The following is a 17,045-nucleotide window of genomic DNA, read 5'->3' on the forward strand; positions in this document are numbered from 1 at the left end:
GGCCACAAAGCCGTCAGCTGAGAGCCACCTCACATTCGTGGGTGGAACATGCCATCCCCGGAGTGACACGGAGACTCAGACGGCGGTCCGCCGAGAGGACCTCGATGCCGTCGCCGGCCCGGGTCACCGCGCGCACCGGGTGGTTCCAGATCAGCTCCAGGGGGGCTCCGGTGCGCGGCGGCTCGCTCACGCAGAGGGTGGCCGTTCGGCCCCGGCGGACGACGAGCACGCTCGCGCCGGCCGAGACGCTCAGGTCTCCCACCGTACCGGCCCGCCAGAAGTTGGCTCCGGTCAGACCCAGACGGGGGACGGTGACGGCCTGGCGGCCGGTGTCGTTGGCGAGGACGGTGAGCCAGTGCGGGTCGGCCGCGCGGACGGCGGTCTGCGCGCGGGAGGCGCCGGGCAGCAGGACGTAGACGTACCGCGCGGCCGCCGGATCGGTGCCGTGGTCGAGCCAGAGGGTCTGCCAGCGCCGGGTGTGCCGCTCGGTGTCGCTCGCGGTGTTGATGTCGGACCAGGCGCCGGTGCGGTCCTCGCGCAGGGTGCGCAGTTCGCCGCCGCACGGCAGGATCCATCCGCCGTGCTCCGCCAGGTGCGCCCAGTTCCGGCCGCGGGCGAAGCGCTGCGTGCCGTTCTCCCCCAGGTTGCGGTTGTCCACGACGGTCTCCACCGGGACGCCGTCGGCGCAGGTGATCCCGGCGCCCAGGCAGACGACGGCGTCGGCGAGGAAGAACCAGGACTTGTGGGCCCGCAGGGTGGAGCCGAGGCCCTCCAGGTGCTGGCCGACCGCCGCGTGGGTGCCGTCCGTGGTGCCGCCGACCCAGCGGACGTCCGGCTTGGGGGCGCCCCACTCGCCGCCGGCCCGGTCGGCCAGCCGTCTGGTCGACACGGTGGTGCCGGGCAGCCGGTACCAGTCGACGGTGGGCCAGTACCAGTCCGTGTACTGGTCGCCGCGACCCCGCGGCCACCAGGAGAGCATGCCGGAGCCGGTGTGCCAGCCGCGCGGGTTCTCGCCGTTGCCGCACTCGTAGTGGGCGATGCGGTCGCTGGCCATGGCGAGGGCTGCGGTGAAGCGGGGTGCGCGGTGGACGGCGCGGTCCATGGCCGGGAAGAGCCGGTGACCGAGGGGTTCCGGGGCCGCGGGTCCGGGCGACTCGGCGATGGCGTGCAGCCGCGCGAGATCGGCCACTCCGAACTGACGTGATGTCAGCACCGGTGCGGTGGTGTCCCGTTCGATCCAGCCCTTGACGCGGCCGTGCCACCGCTGTCGCTCCGCCGGGCTCGCGCCGGCCGCGAGCAGGGCGACGGCGGCGATCAGGGCGTGGCCGTGGTAGTGGTCGCTGCGCATGACGTGCAGGTCGTCGTCGCGCAGGTGCCCCCGGCTGATGGCACGGCCGTTGACGCAGTCCGCCACCAGCCCGTCGTGGACGAGGGGCGCGTAGGCGTGCTCGACGCTGTCGAGGACGTACTGCCGGGCGGGGTCGGTCACCTCCCAGGCCGAGCCGGCGAGGAGTGCGAACAGCCGCCCGAGGCCGTCGAGGAGTACCTGGCCGTAGGTGCCCGAGTAGGCGACCCAGGTGTGCTGGACGAAGGAGCCGTCGGCATGGAGACCGTCGCCCCGGGTGACGTACGGGAAGACCGGTGAGAGGGCGTCCCGGGCGAGGGAGATCCGGCCGGGGTCCCGGCCGAGGATGCCGCGCAGGGCGACCGAGCGGCACAGGTCGACGCGGTTGGCGCCGGTGGAGGTGCCGGAGTAGTCGGTGAGCAGGGCGTCCGGGAGGAAGTGGTCGACGGCCGCGCAGGCCGCCGCGATCCGGTCCGGGCCGAGGTGCGCGTACAGGGCGGCCGTGATGTCCATGAGCAGCCGGGGGCTGCCGATCTGCCACTCCCACCAGTTGCCGTAGCGGGTGGTGGCGGGGTGGTAGACCGTGGCGGAGAGGTGGTCGAGGCCGCGGAGCACGTCGGCGAGGAGACCGGGGTCGCCGGTGACGCCGGTGCCGTCCTGCGCGTACGCCTGGGCCATGGTCCACAGGCGGCCGTAGCTGAAGGTGATGCCGGCCGGCGGGTCGAAGGGGTGACCGGGCCAGAGGGAGTCGGGGGCGGGTGCCATGCCGGCCCTGAACTCCTCCGCGCGCCGCCCGAGTTGGCCGAGCCGGGAGGCGTACGGCTCGGCGTCCGGGTCGTAACCCGTGCCCAGCGCGAGGTCGAGCCAGCGGCGGCGCAGCAGGTCGTACGGGTCGTCGTCGGCCGCCCGTACGCCGGGCGCGGGCGTGGCGGCGAGGGCGGCGGCCAGCAGGAGTGCGCGTCGGGTCATGCCCATGGGGCCGGTCACCGCCCTCCCCCGCCGGTTCAGCAGCCGCCGCAGTTGTAGTAGAGGACGTCCCAGTGGTTGCCCTCGTCGGCGTAGATGTTCCCGGAGCCGGACTGGTACTGCGGAGCGCCGTCGCCGCGGAGGCCGATGTACGTGAAGTTGTTCTTGATGTACGACGTCACGCAGGTGTTCTTGCCGTAGTCGAGCTTGTAGCCGTTCCAGTGCGAGTAGGTGCCGGAGGCGTGGCCGGTCTCGGTGCCGCCGGTGATGTTGAGCGCGCATCCGCTGGCGCCCTTGAGGGTCTGGGCGCCCTGGGCGGTGGCGAGGTTGAGCTGCTCGAAGGACGTGCAGGTGGAGTTGTTCCGGTCGGAGCAGTTGCCGGAGGACGACCAGGTGATGCCGACCTGGCGGAACATCGAGGTGGCGGTCGCGTGGCTGATCTTGGTGACGGCGAAGGCGTCGGTCGCGGTGCCGAGGACGGCGACACCGGGCGCGACGACGAGGGCGAGCGCGGTGAGGAGCGCGCGGGTCTTCAGCGGCTTCATGGGGACCTTCCTGCGGTGGGCCGTGCTTCCGGTGGGTCGGCTGTGCAGGTGGTGCAGGCAGATGGTGCCCGAGCGTTCCGCGCGCGCGCCAGAGGGCATGCGTGGTGACTCTGTGAAATCGTGGGAACACGTTACGGATGATGTTGAAAATTAAACGGGATGGGTCTACTGTCGGAGACACGAGTTCGTTTAACGTTCAACCAGGAGCGCGTCATGGGCATCTTCAGCCGCAAGGACACCACCCCCGCCCCCGCCGCACAGGCCGCCGGTCCCGAGCTGGCCGCGCTGACCGGCGACTACACCATCGACCCGGCCCACACCACGATCGGCTTCGTGGCCCGGCACGCCATGGTCACCAACGTCAAGGGCGGTTTCCAGGACTTCAGCGGCACGCTGCACCTGGACGGCGCCGACCCCAGCCGCTCCACCGCCACGCTCGACGTCCAGATGGCGAGCATCGACACGGGCAACGCCGACCGGGACGGCCACCTGAAGTCCGCGGACTTCTTCAAGATCGACGAGTTCCCGACCATGACGTTCCGCTCCACCAAGGCGGAGGCCCTGGGCGGCGACGACTACCGCATCACCGGCGACCTCTCCCTGCTCGGCGTCACCAAGCAGATCTCGATCGACCTGGAGTTCAACGGCTCCGCGAAGGACCCGTTCGGCAACGAGCGCGCCGGCTTCGAGGGCACGGCCGTGCTCCTGCGTTCCGAGTGGGGCCTGACCTGGAACGCCGCGCTGGAGACGGGCGGCGTCCTGATCTCCGACAAGATCAAGCTGGTCTTCGACATCTCGGCGATCAAGAACGCGTGAGCCGCCCACGGCCCGGCCTGCGTGCCACGGCGGCCTGCGGTCGGGGGTGGGTGTGCGGACTCGCCGCGTCGCCACCCCCCACCGTGAACTCGCACCACACGATCTTGCCCGGGTCCCGCTCCCCCACGCCCCACTTGTCCGCGACGGCGGCGACGAGGAGCAGACCCCGGCCGTGCTCCGATTCCGGCGACCCGTCCGGGATGCGGACTTCCCCCGGGCCACTGTCGTGCACCTCCACGCGGACGACACCGTCGCCGTGCAGGATCAGTCGGAGGGCGAAGCCTCGACCGGCGGGGACTCCGTGGAGCAGGGCGTTGGTCGCCAGTTCGCTCACGCAGAGCAGTACGTCGTCGCCGCGCTCGAGGATGCCCCAGTCCGCCAGCGCCTGGCGGGCGAATTCCCGGGCGAGCCGTACGGACCTGCGATCCCGGCGGTAGGTCGCCTGACGCGTGTGGGGATGCTGGGATTCTGCGTTCATGCGGCCAGTGTCACTGTGCGTCACTACAGTGGGTCAGTGAGTGAAGTCGTAGTCGTGATTGCTACGAGCCCACTACGAGGGGTTGCGGTGCGTACGGGGGAAGGGAACGGCCATGCACGTGGCGATGAGGCCCAAGAAGGTCGGTTCGTGGCACGCGGTCGGTGCGCTCGTGGCGCACTTCAGGAAGAAGGCGCGTCTCACGCAGGAACAGTTCGCGGAACTGGCGAACCTCGCCGTCGACACGGTGGGGTCGATCGAGCAGGGCCGGCTGGCACTTCAGCCGGATCGGGCGGAGCAGTTCGATGAACTGCTGGACACGGGCGGGGCGTTAGGGGTGCTGGTGGCCAGGCTGCCGGTGCGGGATCGGATCGTGCAGTTCGCGCAGGGGCTCGTGGATCATGAGCAGGAGGCGGTGAGCATCCTCGCGTACGAGACCCAGATGGTGCCGGGGTTGCTTCAGACCCGGGAGTACTGCCTGGCTGCCTTCGACTCTCGATATCCCGCACTCGGAAGCGAGACGGCTGAGCAGTGGGTGAACGCCCGTATGGAACGTCAGCTGATCTGGCAGCGGGACCGACCGCCGGTTGGTCACTTCGTGCTGGAGGAGAGCGTCCTGCGGCGGGAGGTAGGTGGCCTGGAGGTCATGCAAGCACAGGTCCGTCAGATTCTGGATTACACCGAACCGATTCACATGAGCGTGCAAATCATGCCCATGGATCGCATGCCCCACGCCGGTCTCGCGGGCCCCATGACCTTGCTCGAAACCCCCGAGCACGAGCGCTTGGTCTACCTGGAGGTACAGCGCGCAAGCTTCCTCGTCGACGACCCTGAAGAGGTCAGCGATTACCACCTCAAGTATGGAATGCTGCGGTCACAGGCCCTCTCGCCCGACGAGAGCGTGCGCCTGCTGAACGGACTGCTAGGAGAGTCATGAACACCGCAGCAGCACTCGCATGGTTCAAGTCGAGCTACAGCAGCAATGAGGGCGGTAACTGCCTGGAACTCGCCTACACCTGGCGCAAGTCCACCCACAGTGGCAGCGAGGGCGGCGACTGCGTGGAAGTAGCCACCCACCCCGCCGCCATCCACGTCCGTGACTCCAAGGCGGCTCCCGTCGGTCCTGTTCTCACCCTCTCCCCCGCCACCTGGAGCGAGTTCCTCTCCGGCATCACCCGCTGAAGCCGTATCGGCAGCGACGGGCACTGGCGCGGCACGGGGTCGGCGGGTCGGCCGGAGGGGTCAGAAGCCGCCGCCGAAGTCGCCTCCTCCGCCTCCGCCGAAGTCACCGCCTCCGCCGCCGTCGAAGCCGCCCCCGCCGTCGAAGCCGCCGCCGAAGTCACCGGGGTCGAAGTCCGTGCCCGAGACGTCGCCGCCCTCGTAGCCGCCGGAGCCGAAGTCGCCGTAGCCGGTGCCGTAGTCGGCGGCGTACGACGGCGTGGCCATCATGCCGCCCAGCAGCGTGCCGACGAGGAGGCCGGGCAGGAGGCCGCCGCCGAAGTAGCCGCCGGCCCAGGGGCCGTAGGCGGGGCCCGCGTCCCAGTAGGGGCGGCGGCCGTAGTCGGTGTCGACCTCGCGGACGACCGGGTCGCGGCCGTCGGCCAGCCGGGTGGCGTCGGCCGCGCAGACCGGGACCTGGCGCGGGGCGCCGCCGGGCGGGGTCCAGGTGGCGTCGCTCACCGAGGGGCCGTGCCGGGGGTCGAAGAAGCAGGGCGGGCGGCGCTCCGGGAGGGAGCGGTGCTCGCGCCGGGCGGCCAGCTGGGCCAGGGAGAAACGGCCGTCCTCCAGCGCCTCGGTCACCGCGCGGACGCCTTCCGGTTTCGCCGCCGCGGCCATGCGCTGTTTGGCGGTCTCGTAGGCGTCCAGGGCGCGCTCGTAGTCGGCGCGCATGGCGTCGTCGGCGCCCGGTTCCGAAGGGTGGAAGTCCAGGCGGTCGAGTTCCTCGCCGAACGCGGTGATGTCCTCGTCCACGACCACCCGCAGCCGGTCCAGGGCGGCTCGCTGCTCCTCCTCGCGGCGTCGGCGGTTGCGGCGGACCAGGGCGTACGCGCCGGCGCCGCCGGCCACCACCACCGCGCCCGCCGTGATCAGAGCGGTGGTCGAGGCGCCGCCGCCGTCCCCGGCCGAGCCGCCCCAGCTCCTCGGGGCGCGGCCGCCCATGTTGGCCAGGGCGCGGTCGGTGAAGTCGGTCAGCTGGGCCTTGGCGTCCTCCCCCTGGACGCTGGTGACCAGGTTCCGCCGGGCCGACGCCGACATGACGGAGGAGTCGGCGCGGGCGTCGAAGCGGTCGCCGAGGCGGATGCCGTAGAGACCGGTGATGCCGGTGGCGGAGCGCAGTTTCGCGAAGAGGTCCGCCGTGGGGTAGCCGGCCGGGAGGACCGTGACGAACAGGGGTTTGCCGGCGTCCTCGATCCGTGCGGCGAGCGTGTCGGCGTCCGCCGCGGACAGCTCGTCCCGGGCCGCCGGGTCGACGTAGACCGGGCTGTCGCGCAGTGCCCGGGCGATGGTGGAGACGCTGGTGTCCGCCCTCGCCCCGGGTGCGAACGTGGTCGCCCACACCAGGGCCAGGACGGTCAGCAGCAGTGCGGTGAGGCTTCGGGTCCGCGGGACTGCCTTCATACCTCGAAACTACCCGAAGCCTCCCGATCCGGTCATTTGTCCGGTCTGCGGGATCAGGCCGCGCGGTAGGCCGCCGCCAGCTTCTCCACCGCCTTTCCGTATCTGCCGGTCAGCAGCAGGTGGTCGGCGTCGGCGAAGGGTTTCGCCACCGCAGCCGTGAGGTGGCCGGCCGTCTTCTGCTGGACGAGCAGCCGGGCCCTGGTCACCAGCGCGCGTCCGGTGCGGTCGTCCCCGTGCCGCTCGGCCGCCGCCGCCCGGGTGCCGAGGTCGCGCAGGGTGGCCGTTCCGCCCTTCGGGACCTGGGTGAGCGTGGTCAGACCCCAGCCGTAGGGGAACTGCGGATCGTACGAGGGGTCGCCCACGTTGATCGGCAGCTGGGACTCGGACCTGGGCCAGGTGACCGGGAGCTGTCCGGTGAAGGGGCGCTTGCCGTAGAGGACGTCGGCGACGCCCTCGCCCTCGGTGCCGGGCAGCCAGGAGGCGACCAGGGCGTCGATCTCGTCCAGCCGGTCACCGACGAGCTGCGGGCGGCCGGAGACGATCAGCACCACGCACTTCATGGCCGCGCAGACCTTGTCCACGGCGGCCCGGTCGGCCGCGGACAGGGACAGGGAGTGGCCGTTGCCGACGTCACCGACACCCTCGGCGTACGGGGTCTCGCCGACGACGACCACGCCGACGTCGTGGCCGGTGGTGGGGGCGGAGGCGTCCTTGGACCAGGTGACGTCGCCGCCCGCCCGGCGCAGGCCCTGGAGGACGGTCGTTCCGGGGACGGTGTTCCCGGAGGCGCCCTGCCAGGTGAGGGTCCAGCCGCCGGTCTGGTTGCCGATGTCGTCGGCGTTGGACCCGGCGACGTACACCTTCTGGCTCTTCTTCAGCGGCAGCAGGCCCTGGGAGTTCTTCAGCAGTACCTGCGACTCGGCCGCGGCCCGCCGGGCCACGGCCCGGTGTTCCCGCGAGCCGATCCGCGCCGCCCCGCTCGTGTCGGCGTAGGGGTGCTCGAAGAGGCCCAGCTCGAACTTCTTGGTGAGGATGCGGGCGACGGCGTCGTCGACGCGCTTCTCGCTGATCCGGCCCGCCTTCACCTCGTCGACGAGTGTGGCGGTGAAGTCCTTGTAGCCGTAGGGGACCATCATCATGTCCAGGCCCGCGTTGACGGACGTGCGGACGTGGGCGGCGTAGTCGCCGGGGAGCTGGTCGATGGCGTTCCAGTCGCTGATGACGAAGCCGTCGAAGCCCAGCCGGTCCTTGAGCACGCCGTTGATCATGTCGCCGCGGGCGTGCATCTTCACCGCGCCCTTGCCGTCACCGAGGTCGAGGGAGGAGTACGACGGCATGACCGTGCCGACGCCCCGCTCGACGGCCTCGCGGTACGGCGCGAGATGGATGTCCTCCAGCTGCTCGCGGGTGACGGTGGTGACGCCCTGGTCGATGGTGTAGGTCCCGGTGGTCGAGGAGCCGTACGCGGTGCCGCCGTCGGCCACGAAGTGCTTGGCCGTCGCGAGCACCTTGTCGTCGCGCTTCAGGTCCTTGCCGTCGGCGCGGCCCTGGAGGCCCTGGATCACGGTCTCCATGGACTCCACGAGGGCGGGGTCCTCACCGAAGGACTCGTACGAGCGGCCCCAGCGTTCGTCGCGGCTCACGCACAGGCAGGGCGCGAAGTCCCAGGGGACGCCGGTGGCGCGGACCTCCGCGGCCGTCACCGCGCCGGTCCGGCGGGCGAGCGCGGGGTCCCGGGTGGCGCCGATGCCGATGTTGTGCGGCATGAGCGTGGCGCCGGTCAGGTTGTTGTGGCCGTGGACCGCGTCGACGCCGTAGATCAGCGGGATCTGGAAGCGTGTCGCCTGTGCGCGGAGCTGGAAGCCGTCGATCATCCTCGCCCACGCCTCGGGGGTGTTGGGCGTGGGTGTGGAGCCGCCGCCGGAGAGCAGCGAGCCGAGGGCGTAGCCGGTGATGTCGCCCGGCTGGGACATGGCGCCGCGCTCGGCCTGGGTCATCTGGCCGGCCTTCTCCGCCAGGGACATCCGGCCGAGCAGGTCGGCGACCCGCTTGCGGACCGGCAGTCTGGCGTTCAGGTACGGCAGCCCGTCCGCGTCGATGACGATCCGCGGGGTCTCGGCGGGGGCCTTGGCGCCGGCGACGGTGAGTTCCAGGGGGACGGTCTCGGCGGGTTCGGCCGCCCGGTCCTTGCGGGTGGGCACCGCGATGGTGCGGGTGGCGCCGGACGCGGTGCCGGCGGGGAAGGTGAGGGTGCCGGAGGCGGGGGTGTAGTCCTGGCCGGGGGCCGCGGTGCCGTTCGCCGTGGCCCAGGTGACGGTCACCGGGTCGGCGAGGGGCTGCTCGCCGGTGGTGGCCACGGTGACCTTCACCTTGGCCGTCCGGCCCTCCTTGACGGGGACGACCGGGGCGTCGGTGGTGACGGAGGCGCGCAGTGCCTGGTCGGCCGTGCCGTACAGCTCGACGTCGTCCATGGCGAAGTCGCCCTTGCCGCCGGTCGGGAGGGTGACGGCGTAGCCCCACATCTCCTTGAGGCCGAGGACGTGGTCGATGCCGCCGACGGGCTGGTAGTCGGTGCGGTAGGCGAAGTCGGTGAAGGGAAGCTCGATCCGCTTCCAGCCGGTGAAGTCGTCGGTGAAGGAGGTGGTCCACAGCTCGGACGCCTCGCCGTGGGCGCCGCCGTCCTTGATCTCGAAGGTGATCTTCTTGCCGTTGTTCCGGCCGTCCCACCAGAATCGGACGCCCCGGTGGGCGGACCAGTCGTGGGCGGGCGCGGTGGCGGCGAAATCGTGGGTGAAGCCGCCGTAGCCGCTGATGTCGTAGCCGCCGGCGAGGACTTTGCCGCCCTCGGGGGCGTCGGCGCGCTCGGCGAGGCGGAGCGCGGGCGGGTCGTCGGTGTCGCCGCCCCAGGTGAAGATTCCCTCGGCGGGCTGGGCGGCGAAGGGCACCTCGCCCTCGAAGCGGTCGACGGGGACGGGGGCCGGCTCGTCGGCGGCTCGCGCGGTCGCCGCCCAGGGCAGCAGACCGGCGAGGAGTGCGGCGGAGGCGAGCAGGGCGGTTCTTCGCATGGACCTTCCCTCGGCTCTCGTGGTTCACTCAGGGCTTAGCTCACGCCGTGAGTTAACTAACGCCGCACAGAACCGTCAAGACGACCCGTCAGCTTTTGTCGACCCGAGAGGAAGGGCGACGCACCATGAGGAGAACCCCCCGCACAGTCCGGCTGCTGCTCGCCGGGCTGCTCTCCGCCGCCGGTGTCAGCGTGGCCGTGCCCCCCGCGCACGCGGCCGGTGAGCAGGTCACGGCCTGGCTCACGACCACCGACGACTCCGCCGGCCGGCACGTCGTACGCGGCCTCCAGGCACAGACGCCGTTCGCCTTCCAGTCCGGGACGGGCGGCGGCGGCGAGAACATCACCGTGGACGAGAACACCCGCTACCAGACCTTCACCGGCGGCGGCGCCTCCTTCACGGACACCGCCGCCTGGCTGATGAACAGCAGTGGGGCGCTGTCCCCGTCGACCCGGGACGCGACCATGCGCAAGCTGTTCTCCCCCACGGACGGCATCGGCCTGTCCTTCCTGCGCAACCCGATGGGCGCCTCCGACCTCGCGCGCTACGGCTACACCTACGACGACGTGCCGGCCGGTCAGTCCGACCCGTCGCTGGCGAAGTTCTCCCTCGCGCACGACCTGGCGGACGTCGTCCCGCTCACCAGGCAGGCGCTTCAACTGAACCCGTCCCTGACTGTCATGGCCTCGCCATGGACGGCGCCGGCCTGGATGAAGGACAGCGGCTCGCTCAACGGCGGCTGGCTGAAGGCCGAGGACTACGGGGCGTACGCCTCCTACTTCGTGAAGTACCTCCAGGGGTACAAGGACCAGGGCGTCAACGTCTCCTACGTCACCGCGCAGAACGAGCCGACCTGTTGTTCCGGTTACCCGTCGATGAGCTGGAACGCCGACGGCCTCGCGTACTTCACCAAGAACGAGCTGCTGCCCAAGCTCCAGTCGGCGGCCCTGGCCACCAAGGTGCTGGCGCACGACTGGAACTGGGACGTCTACGACTCCTACGCCGCCCAGACCGTGAACGACCCGGCCGTGCGCAACCACCCCAACTTCGGCGGCATCGCCTGGCACGGCTACGGCGGTGACATCGCCAAGCAGACGACCGTGCACAACCAGTACCCGGCGCTGGACGCCTTCGGCACCGAGCACTCCGGCGGCACCTGGATCGCCAACCAGCAGCGCGAGGACATGTCCAACATCATCGACTACACCCGCAACTGGGCGAAGTCGGTGACCAAGTGGTCGCTGGCCGTGGACCAGAACATGGGCCCGCACAACGGCGGCTGCGGCACCTGCACCGGCCTGATCACCGTGCACAACGGCGACGGCGCGAGCGGGACCGTGGACTACACCGTCGAGTACTACACCATGGGCCACCTGACCAAGTTCGTCCGCCCCGGCGCCCAGCGGATCGCCTCCACCGCGTCCACCGCCGTACCCAACGTGGCCTGGCGCAACCCCGACGGCGGCAAGGCGCTGATCGCGTACAACGACTCCGCGTCGGCGAAGACGGTCACCGTCAACTGGGGGTCCCAGCACGCCACCTACTCGCTGCCCGGGAAGACCTCGGCCACCTTCACCTGGTCCGGCACCCAGTCCGGCGGCGGCGCCCGGACCGGCGCCTTCGTCGGCCTCGCCGGCAAGTGCCTGGACGTGGCGGGCGGTTCGGGCGCCAACGGGACGGCGGTACAGCTCTACGACTGCAACGGCTCCACCGCCCAGCAGTGGACCGTCCAGGCCGACGGCTCCGTCCAGGCGCTCGGCAAGTGCCTGGACGTGGCCTCCGCCTCGACGGCCGACGGCGCCAAGGTGCAGCTGTACGACTGCAACGGAACCGGTGCCCAACGGTGGTCGTACAACGCGGCCACGGGTGACGTGGTGAACACGGCGGCGAACAAGTGCCTCGACGTCACGGACAACTCGTCGGCGAACGGGGCCCGGGCCCAGATCTGGTCGTGCACCGGGGCCGCCAACCAGAAGTGGACCCTGCGGTAGGGCCGGACCATGCGACGCACGGGGGCCGTGACGGCGGGGATCGTCGGCGGGAGGCTGCCGCGCAGCGGCTGCGCCGCCGTCGGCCCGCCGCTCACGGGGGTGCGCGAGCGGCCCGCCCGGGACGCAGGCTGAGCGGCGGCCGTCCGGCGGCTGGGGGACGATGAAGGAGACCGGCCGTTCCCGATCTCCCGGCGACCCTGGAGTCCTCATGACGACACCGCAGGATCTGTTCCTCGTCAGCCTGGACATTCCCCGCGAGCAGCCCGTCGAGCAGGGCGACCTGTCCCTGGCGCTGGCCGGCGCCGAGGTGATCGACCTCCTCGGCGCCCGGGCGCTCGGACTTCAGGACGGGCGGATCGTGCCGGGGCCGGTGCTGACCACGGGTGACCGGCTGCTGGACGAGGCCGGGGCCGCACTGGTCCGTCAGGAGCCGTACGAGACGGTCGAGGACTGGCTGTGGCGGCGCGGACAGGGGCTGGCCACCGCCTACCGGGACGTCCTGGAGTCCGAGGGACAGCTCACCGGCAAGCGCCGGCACTGGCTCGCGCTGCGCGACCGGGACGACCCGCGCGCCGACACCCCGGCCCGCCGGCGCGCGGCCGACCGGTGGTGGTCCCACGAGCCCGTGCTGGCGGGGCTCGCCTCCACCCTGGGCATCCCGGACGACCGCCCGGCCGCGCCCGAGCCCGAGGACGAGGCCGTCGTCACCGTGCTGGTCGCGGTCGGCGACGCGGTGACCGAGCTGGAGGCCGTGCGCGAGCGGCGCCGCATCGAGAACGTGGCCTTCGACAACATCTGGCGGGCCCCCTGACCGGACGGGACCGGCCGGCCCTCACAGGATCAGCTGCCCGATGCCCAGCAGGTTCCCCTCGCTGTCCCGGAACCACGCGCCCCACTCCCCGCGCGCGCCCTTGCTCGGGTAGTTGCCCTCGATCTCGGCGATGCCGTCCCGGGTGCGCAGGCCGGGCGCGTCGACCTCCTCGAAGACCACGCCGCGGCGGCACAGCTCCGCCACGGCCGCCCGGATGTCGTCCACCTCGAAGGCCATCTGGGTGAAGGTGCCGGGCGAGGCCCCCGTCGAGCGGAACACGACGAAGTCCACGCCCCCGCACCGGTACAGCAGCCCGCCGGGCCGTTCGTCCACCGGGTGCAGGCCCAGCTTCTCGGCGTAGAAGCGCCGGGCCCGGTCCAGGTCCCGCGCGGGCAGCCGGGTCGCGACACGGGCCCCGGACAGCGCGTCGCTCGCGTGTGAGGTCATCCCTCCACTGTGGCTACTCGGCCGGCTCCACGCCCGCCCGGAGCAGGCCGTACGTGTAGGCGTCCTCCAGGGCCTGCCAGGAGGCGGCGATCACGTTCTCGGCCACCCCGACCGTGGACCACTCGCCGGAGCCGTCCGAGGTGGAGATCAGCACCCGGGTGGTGGAGGACGTGCCGTGCTTGCCCTCCAGGATGCGGACCTTGTAGTCGACCAGCTCCAGCTTGGCGAGCTGCGGGTAGATCTTCTCCAGCGCCACGCGCAGCGCCCGGTCCAGGGCGTTCACCGGGCCGTTGCCCTCCGCGGTGGCGACGATCCGCTCGCTCTTGGCCCACAGCTTGACCGTGGCCTCGTTGGCGTGGGTGCCGTCGGGGCGGTCCTCGACGATGGCCCGCCAGGACTCGACGTCGAAGTACTTCAGCGGGCGGCCCTCGACCTCGGCGCGCAGGAGGAGTTCGAAGGAGGCGTCGGCGGCCTCGTAGGTGTAGCCCTCGAGCTCGCGCTCCTTCACCCGCTCCACCACCCGGCCGACCAGCTCGCGGTCGCCGCCCAGGTCGATGCCCAGCTCCTTGCCCTTCAGCTCGACCGAGGCACGGCCCGCCATGTCGGAGACGAGCATGCGCATGGTGTTGCCGACCAGCTCGGGGTCGATGTGCTGGTACAGGTCCGGGTCGACCTTGATGGCGGAGGCGTGCAGGCCGGCCTTGTGCGCGAAGGCGGACACCCCCACGTACGGCTGGTGCGTGGACGGCGTCAGGTTGACGACCTCGGCGATGGCGTGGGAGATGCGGGTCATCTCGCGCAGCCGGCCCTCGGGGAGCACCTGCTTGCCGTACTTCAGCTCCAGGGCCGCGACCACCGGGAAGAGGTTGGCGTTGCCGACGCGCTCGCCGTAGCCGTTGGCCGTGCACTGCACATGGGTGGCGCCGGCGTCCACGGCGGCCAGGGTGTTGGCGACCGCGCAGCCGGTGTCGTCCTGGGCGTGGATGCCGAGCCGGGCGCCGGTGTCGGCGAGGACGGTGGAGACGACCGCCTGGACCTGAGCGGGGAGCATGCCGCCGTTGGTGTCGCAGAGGACGACGACGTCGGCGCCGGCCACCGCCGCCGTACGGACGACGGCCTTGGCGTACTCCGGGTTGGCGCGGTAGCCGTCGAAGAAGTGCTCGCAGTCCACGAAGACCCGGCGGCCCTGCTCCTTCAGGTACGACACGGTGTCGCGGACCATCTCCAGGTTCTCGTCCAGGGTGGTGCGCAGCGCCAGCTCCACATGCCGGTCGTGCGACTTGGCGACCAGGGTGATCACCGGGGCGCCCGAGTCCAGCAGGGCCTTGACCTGGGGGTCGTCGGCGGCCTTCGCCCCGGCGCGGCGGGTGGCGCCGAAGGCGACCAGCTGGGCGTGCCGGAAGTCGATCTCCTCCTGGGCGCGGGCGAAGAACTCGGTGTCGCGGGGGTTGGCGCCCGGCCAGCCGCCCTCGATGAAGCCCACGCCGAAGTCGTCCAGGTGCCGGGCGATGGCGAGCTTGTCCGCGACGGTGAGGTTGATTCCCTCGCGCTGCGCGCCGTCGCGCAGCGTGGTGTCGAAGACGTGGAACGAGTCGTCGAGCTCGCTGGTTGCCGTCTCGGTCATGGTCTCAAGGCTCCTGTTGTGGATCTTCGGTCTTACCGGAATAACCGGCTCCACCGTCCCCCCAATATTCCCTCGCGCTCCGCTCCCGGCTGAAGGTGGGCCGGAAAACGAAAAAACCCCTCGCGGGTGCGAGAGGTCTGCGCGCGGGTCGAGGACGACGGTGGCCACCCGCACCTGGTCGTACGAGGCGGTCACTGCGGACCGGCGCGCCTGCTGCCCATAATCATGGCGAACGAGAGCACGGGGGCAGTCTGGCACAGCGTGGCCCCCGGCTCACGGTCCGTCTCAGGATGCGGGCGTCAGGCTGGACTCCCCGGACCCCGCCCCGGCCTCCTGACCGGCCTTCACCCGGGCCAGATCCAGGTCCTTCGTCTCGCGCATGGTGACGTACACCACCAGGGACACGGCGGCGCAGGCGGCCACGTACCAGTAGAAGCCGGACTCGATGCCGCCCTTCTTGAACCACAGAGCGACGTATTCGGCGGTCCCGCCGAACAGGGCGTTGGCGATGGCGTACGGCAGGGCCACGCCGAGCGCGCGGACGCCGGTGGGGAACAGCTCGGCCTTCACACAGGCGTTGATGGAGGTGTAGCCGGTGACCACGACCAGCGCGAGCAGGGCGAGGCCGAGCGCGGACCAGTAGCCGTCGGCGTGCCGCAGCAGCGTCATGACCGGGACGGTCAGGACGGTGGAGCCGACCGCGAAGGTGATGAGCAGCGGGCGGCGGCCGATGCGGTCGGAGAGGGCGCCCGCGAGCGGCTGGAGGCAGGCGAACACGATCAGCGCGGTGAAGGAGACGAGGGTGGCCGTCTCCTTGGACAGGCCGGCCGAGTTGGACAGGTACTTGGTCAGGTAGGTGGTGTACGTGTAGTAGGCCACCGTGCCGCCCATGGTGAGGGCGACGACCAGGAACGCCTCCCGCTTGTGCCGCCACAGCGCGCGCAGGGTGCCGCGCTCCTCGGCGCCCGAGGTGTCCTCCGCGTACACCTCGGTCTCCAGCATGCTGCGGCGCAGATAGAAGACGACGGCCGCGCCGAGCGCGCCGACGACGAACGGTATGCGCCAGCCGTAGCTGTGCAGCGCGCTGTCGGACATGGTCCGCTGGAGGATGATCTGGAGTCCGAGGCCGACGATCTGACCGGCGGTCATCGACACGTACTGGAAGCTGGAGGCGAAGCCGCGCCGGGCCGGGTCCGAGGCCTCGGTCAGATAGGTGGCGCTGGCCGCGTACTCGCCGCCCACGGACAGCCCCTGGAGCAGGCGGGCGACGAGCAGGACCAGCGCGCCGCCGTAGCCGGCGACGGCGTAGGTGGGGGCGACGGCGATGAGGACCGCGGACGCCGACATGAGCGAGACGGTCAGGGTGAGCGCCGCCTTGCGGCCCTTGCGGTCGCCCACCCTGCCCAGCAGCCATCCGCCGACCGGACGCATGAAGAAACCGACGGCGAAGATGCCGGCGGTGTTCATCAGCTGGGCGGTGGGGTTGCCGCTCGGGAAGAACGCGCCGGCGAAGTAGGTGGCGAAGCTCGCGTACACGAACCAGTCGAACCACTCGACCATGTTTCCCGCCGAGCCGACCCAGATCTTCTTCCAGTGTTGTCGTCCCATGGGCCGGTACATGCCCGCCCACGGAGGAAACGATTCCGATGCCGCCGTCGGGCTTGCCGCCGAACCTGGAGGCGGGTGCGCCGTGGCCGCTCGCGCGCCCCCCCCGCCCCTAGGGCGTCGCAGCGAGCCCTTCCTCGACGAACTCCCGTACGTGCTCTATCACCTGCGCGCGATCGGTCCCGCGCAGTCCGATCGCCACATGGATGGAGAAGCCGTCCAGCAGCGCGCGCAACCGCGCCGCGAAACGGTCCGCGTCCACCCCGCGGAACTCCCCGCGGGACACGCCCTCGGCGATCAGGGCGACCAGGTCGCGGTGCCAGGCCCCCTCGATGGCCGCCTGGCGGGCCCTCGCGTCGTCGTCGGCGTTCTGCGAGCGGTTCCAGACCTCCAGCCACAGCGTCCAGTGCGGGTCGCGGTGGCCGTCGGGAACGTAGAGGTCGACGTAGGCGGACAGGCGCTCGCGGGCGGTCCCGGGGCCGGCGAGCAGACGGCCGCGCTCCGCGCCGAGGCGGCCCTCGCTCCACTCCAGGGTCCGCAGCAGCAGTTCGTCCTTGGAGCGGAAGTAGTACAGCAGGTGCCCGCTGCTCATGCCGACCTCGCGGCCCAGCCCCGCCATGGTCAGCTTCTCCAGGCCGTGCGCGGCGATCATGTCCATGGCCGTGGCGAGGACGTCCTCGCGGGGCGGGGCGGGGGTACGGCGGCGGGGGGCCGGGGTCCCGCTCATGCGGGCACC

15 protein-coding genes are annotated in these 17,045 nt (G+C 71.5%); 6 read left to right on the plus strand and 9 right to left on the minus strand.

Annotated elements, in window-relative coordinates; genetic code table 11:
• Window positions 1–13: 13 nt before the first annotated feature.
• A complete protein-coding gene (locus tag ACZ7KF_RS19335) occupies window positions 14–2,320 on the minus strand; it encodes a polysaccharide lyase 8 family protein (protein ID WP_471076326.1) in 2,307 nt (768 codons plus the stop codon).
• Window positions 2,321–2,349: 29 nt separating this feature from the next.
• On the minus strand, window positions 2,350–2,856 hold the full coding sequence (locus tag ACZ7KF_RS19340; protein WP_471075976.1) for a hypothetical protein: 507 nt from the start codon (window positions 2,854–2,856) through the stop codon (window positions 2,350–2,352).
• A 213-nt stretch (window positions 2,857–3,069) separates the two neighbouring features.
• Here ACZ7KF_RS19340 and ACZ7KF_RS19345 point away from each other — a divergent pair, with 213 nt between their 5' ends.
• The gene (locus ACZ7KF_RS19345; protein ID WP_471075979.1) at window positions 3,070–3,672 is read left to right on the plus strand and encodes a YceI family protein; all 603 of its coding nucleotides are present in this window, start codon (window positions 3,070–3,072) and stop codon (window positions 3,670–3,672) included.
• Here ACZ7KF_RS19345 and ACZ7KF_RS19350 read toward each other — a convergent pair.
• On the minus strand, window positions 3,659–4,150 hold the full coding sequence (locus ACZ7KF_RS19350) for an ATP-binding protein (RefSeq protein ID WP_471075981.1): 492 nt from the start codon (window positions 4,148–4,150) through the stop codon (window positions 3,659–3,661). The genes ACZ7KF_RS19345 and ACZ7KF_RS19350 overlap by 14 nt on opposite strands.
• A 112-nt stretch (window positions 4,151–4,262) precedes the next feature.
• On the opposite strand from ACZ7KF_RS19350, the gene ACZ7KF_RS19355 reads away from it, so the two are divergent.
• Both ACZ7KF_RS19355 and ACZ7KF_RS19360 read left to right on the plus strand, forming a co-directional pair.
• Window positions 4,263–5,084 carry a helix-turn-helix domain-containing protein gene (locus tag ACZ7KF_RS19355; RefSeq protein ID WP_471075984.1) on the plus strand — a complete coding sequence of 274 codons (822 nt, stop codon included), beginning with the start codon at window positions 4,263–4,265 and terminating at the stop codon, window positions 5,082–5,084.
• A complete protein-coding gene (locus ACZ7KF_RS19360) occupies window positions 5,081–5,329 on the plus strand; it encodes a DUF397 domain-containing protein (protein ID WP_471075987.1) in 249 nt (82 codons plus the stop codon). The genes ACZ7KF_RS19355 and ACZ7KF_RS19360 overlap by 4 nt, the downstream gene beginning before the upstream one ends.
• A gap of 60 nt (window positions 5,330–5,389) precedes the next feature.
• Here ACZ7KF_RS19360 and ACZ7KF_RS19365 read toward each other — a convergent pair whose 3' ends face one another.
• Both ACZ7KF_RS19365 and ACZ7KF_RS19370 read right to left on the minus strand, forming a co-directional pair.
• Entirely contained in the window at window positions 5,390–6,766 is a 1,377-nt protein-coding gene (locus ACZ7KF_RS19365; RefSeq protein WP_471075989.1) for a hypothetical protein, read from the minus strand.
• A gap of 53 nt (window positions 6,767–6,819) precedes the next feature.
• Window positions 6,820–9,831 (minus strand): glycoside hydrolase family 3 protein, encoded by a 3,012-nt coding sequence (locus ACZ7KF_RS19370; RefSeq protein WP_471075992.1) that lies wholly within the window; start codon window positions 9,829–9,831, stop codon window positions 6,820–6,822.
• 125 nt (window positions 9,832–9,956) lie between these two features.
• On the opposite strand from ACZ7KF_RS19370, the gene ACZ7KF_RS19375 reads away from it, so the two are divergent.
• The 3 genes from ACZ7KF_RS19375 (at window position 9,957) to ACZ7KF_RS19385 (ending at window position 12,633) form a co-directional block, all read left to right on the plus strand.
• Window positions 9,957–11,822 carry a ricin-type beta-trefoil lectin domain protein gene (locus ACZ7KF_RS19375; protein ID WP_471075995.1) on the plus strand — a complete coding sequence of 622 codons (1,866 nt, stop codon included), beginning with the start codon at window positions 9,957–9,959 and terminating at the stop codon, window positions 11,820–11,822.
• Window positions 11,823–11,831: 9 nt separating this feature from the next.
• Window positions 11,832–11,954, plus strand: coding sequence for a hypothetical protein (locus ACZ7KF_RS19380; protein ID WP_471075997.1), 123 nt, complete (start codon window positions 11,832–11,834; stop codon window positions 11,952–11,954).
• A gap of 76 nt (window positions 11,955–12,030) precedes the next feature.
• A complete protein-coding gene (locus ACZ7KF_RS19385) occupies window positions 12,031–12,633 on the plus strand; it encodes a GOLPH3/VPS74 family protein (RefSeq protein ID WP_471076000.1) in 603 nt (200 codons plus the stop codon).
• 21 nt (window positions 12,634–12,654) lie between these two features.
• On the opposite strand, the gene ACZ7KF_RS19390 is transcribed toward ACZ7KF_RS19385, so the two are convergent.
• From ACZ7KF_RS19390 to ACZ7KF_RS19405, 4 genes are all read right to left on the minus strand, one after another.
• Window positions 12,655–13,080 (minus strand): VOC family protein, encoded by a 426-nt coding sequence (locus ACZ7KF_RS19390; protein ID WP_471076003.1) that lies wholly within the window; start codon window positions 13,078–13,080, stop codon window positions 12,655–12,657.
• A 13-nt stretch (window positions 13,081–13,093) separates the two neighbouring features.
• The gene (gene cimA / locus ACZ7KF_RS19395) at window positions 13,094–14,704 is read right to left on the minus strand and encodes a citramalate synthase (protein ID WP_471076006.1); all 1,611 of its coding nucleotides are present in this window, start codon (window positions 14,702–14,704) and stop codon (window positions 13,094–13,096) included.
• Between the two features lie 285 nt (window positions 14,705–14,989).
• Window positions 14,990–16,312 carry an MFS transporter gene (locus ACZ7KF_RS19400; protein WP_471076009.1) on the minus strand — a complete coding sequence of 441 codons (1,323 nt, stop codon included), beginning with the start codon at window positions 16,310–16,312 and terminating at the stop codon, window positions 14,990–14,992.
• A 109-nt stretch (window positions 16,313–16,421) separates the two neighbouring features.
• A complete protein-coding gene (locus tag ACZ7KF_RS19405) occupies window positions 16,422–17,036 on the minus strand; it encodes a TetR/AcrR family transcriptional regulator (RefSeq protein ID WP_471076012.1) in 615 nt (204 codons plus the stop codon).
• Between the last annotated feature and the right edge of the window lie 9 nt (window positions 17,037–17,045).

It is taken from the genome of Streptomyces sp. NPDC038200 (assembly GCF_055600785.1).

Coding starts and splice junctions, on each gene's coding strand:
- ACZ7KF_RS19335 (WP_471076326.1), bottom strand. CDS start 2,320: ATGGGCATGACCCGACGCGCACTCCTGCTGGCCGCCGCCCTCGCCGCC.
- ACZ7KF_RS19340 (WP_471075976.1), bottom strand. CDS start 2,856: ATGAAGCCGCTGAAGACCCGCGCGCTCCTCACCGCGCTCGCCCTCGTC.
- ACZ7KF_RS19345 (WP_471075979.1), top strand. CDS start 3,070: ATGGGCATCTTCAGCCGCAAGGACACCACCCCCGCCCCCGCCGCACAG.
- ACZ7KF_RS19350 (WP_471075981.1), bottom strand. CDS start 4,150: ATGAACGCAGAATCCCAGCATCCCCACACGCGTCAGGCGACCTACCGC.
- ACZ7KF_RS19355 (WP_471075984.1), top strand. CDS start 4,263: ATGCACGTGGCGATGAGGCCCAAGAAGGTCGGTTCGTGGCACGCGGTC.
- ACZ7KF_RS19360 (WP_471075987.1), top strand. CDS start 5,081: ATGAACACCGCAGCAGCACTCGCATGGTTCAAGTCGAGCTACAGCAGC.
- ACZ7KF_RS19365 (WP_471075989.1), bottom strand. CDS start 6,766: ATGAAGGCAGTCCCGCGGACCCGAAGCCTCACCGCACTGCTGCTGACC.
- ACZ7KF_RS19370 (WP_471075992.1), bottom strand. CDS start 9,831: ATGCGAAGAACCGCCCTGCTCGCCTCCGCCGCACTCCTCGCCGGTCTG.
- ACZ7KF_RS19375 (WP_471075995.1), top strand. CDS start 9,957: ATGAGGAGAACCCCCCGCACAGTCCGGCTGCTGCTCGCCGGGCTGCTC.
- ACZ7KF_RS19380 (WP_471075997.1), top strand. CDS start 11,832: ATGCGACGCACGGGGGCCGTGACGGCGGGGATCGTCGGCGGGAGGCTG.
- ACZ7KF_RS19385 (WP_471076000.1), top strand. CDS start 12,031: ATGACGACACCGCAGGATCTGTTCCTCGTCAGCCTGGACATTCCCCGC.
- ACZ7KF_RS19390 (WP_471076003.1), bottom strand. CDS start 13,080: ATGACCTCACACGCGAGCGACGCGCTGTCCGGGGCCCGTGTCGCGACC.
- cimA (WP_471076006.1), bottom strand. CDS start 14,704: ATGACCGAGACGGCAACCAGCGAGCTCGACGACTCGTTCCACGTCTTC.
- ACZ7KF_RS19400 (WP_471076009.1), bottom strand. CDS start 16,312: ATGGGACGACAACACTGGAAGAAGATCTGGGTCGGCTCGGCGGGAAAC.
- ACZ7KF_RS19405 (WP_471076012.1), bottom strand. CDS start 17,036: ATGAGCGGGACCCCGGCCCCCCGCCGCCGTACCCCCGCCCCGCCCCGC.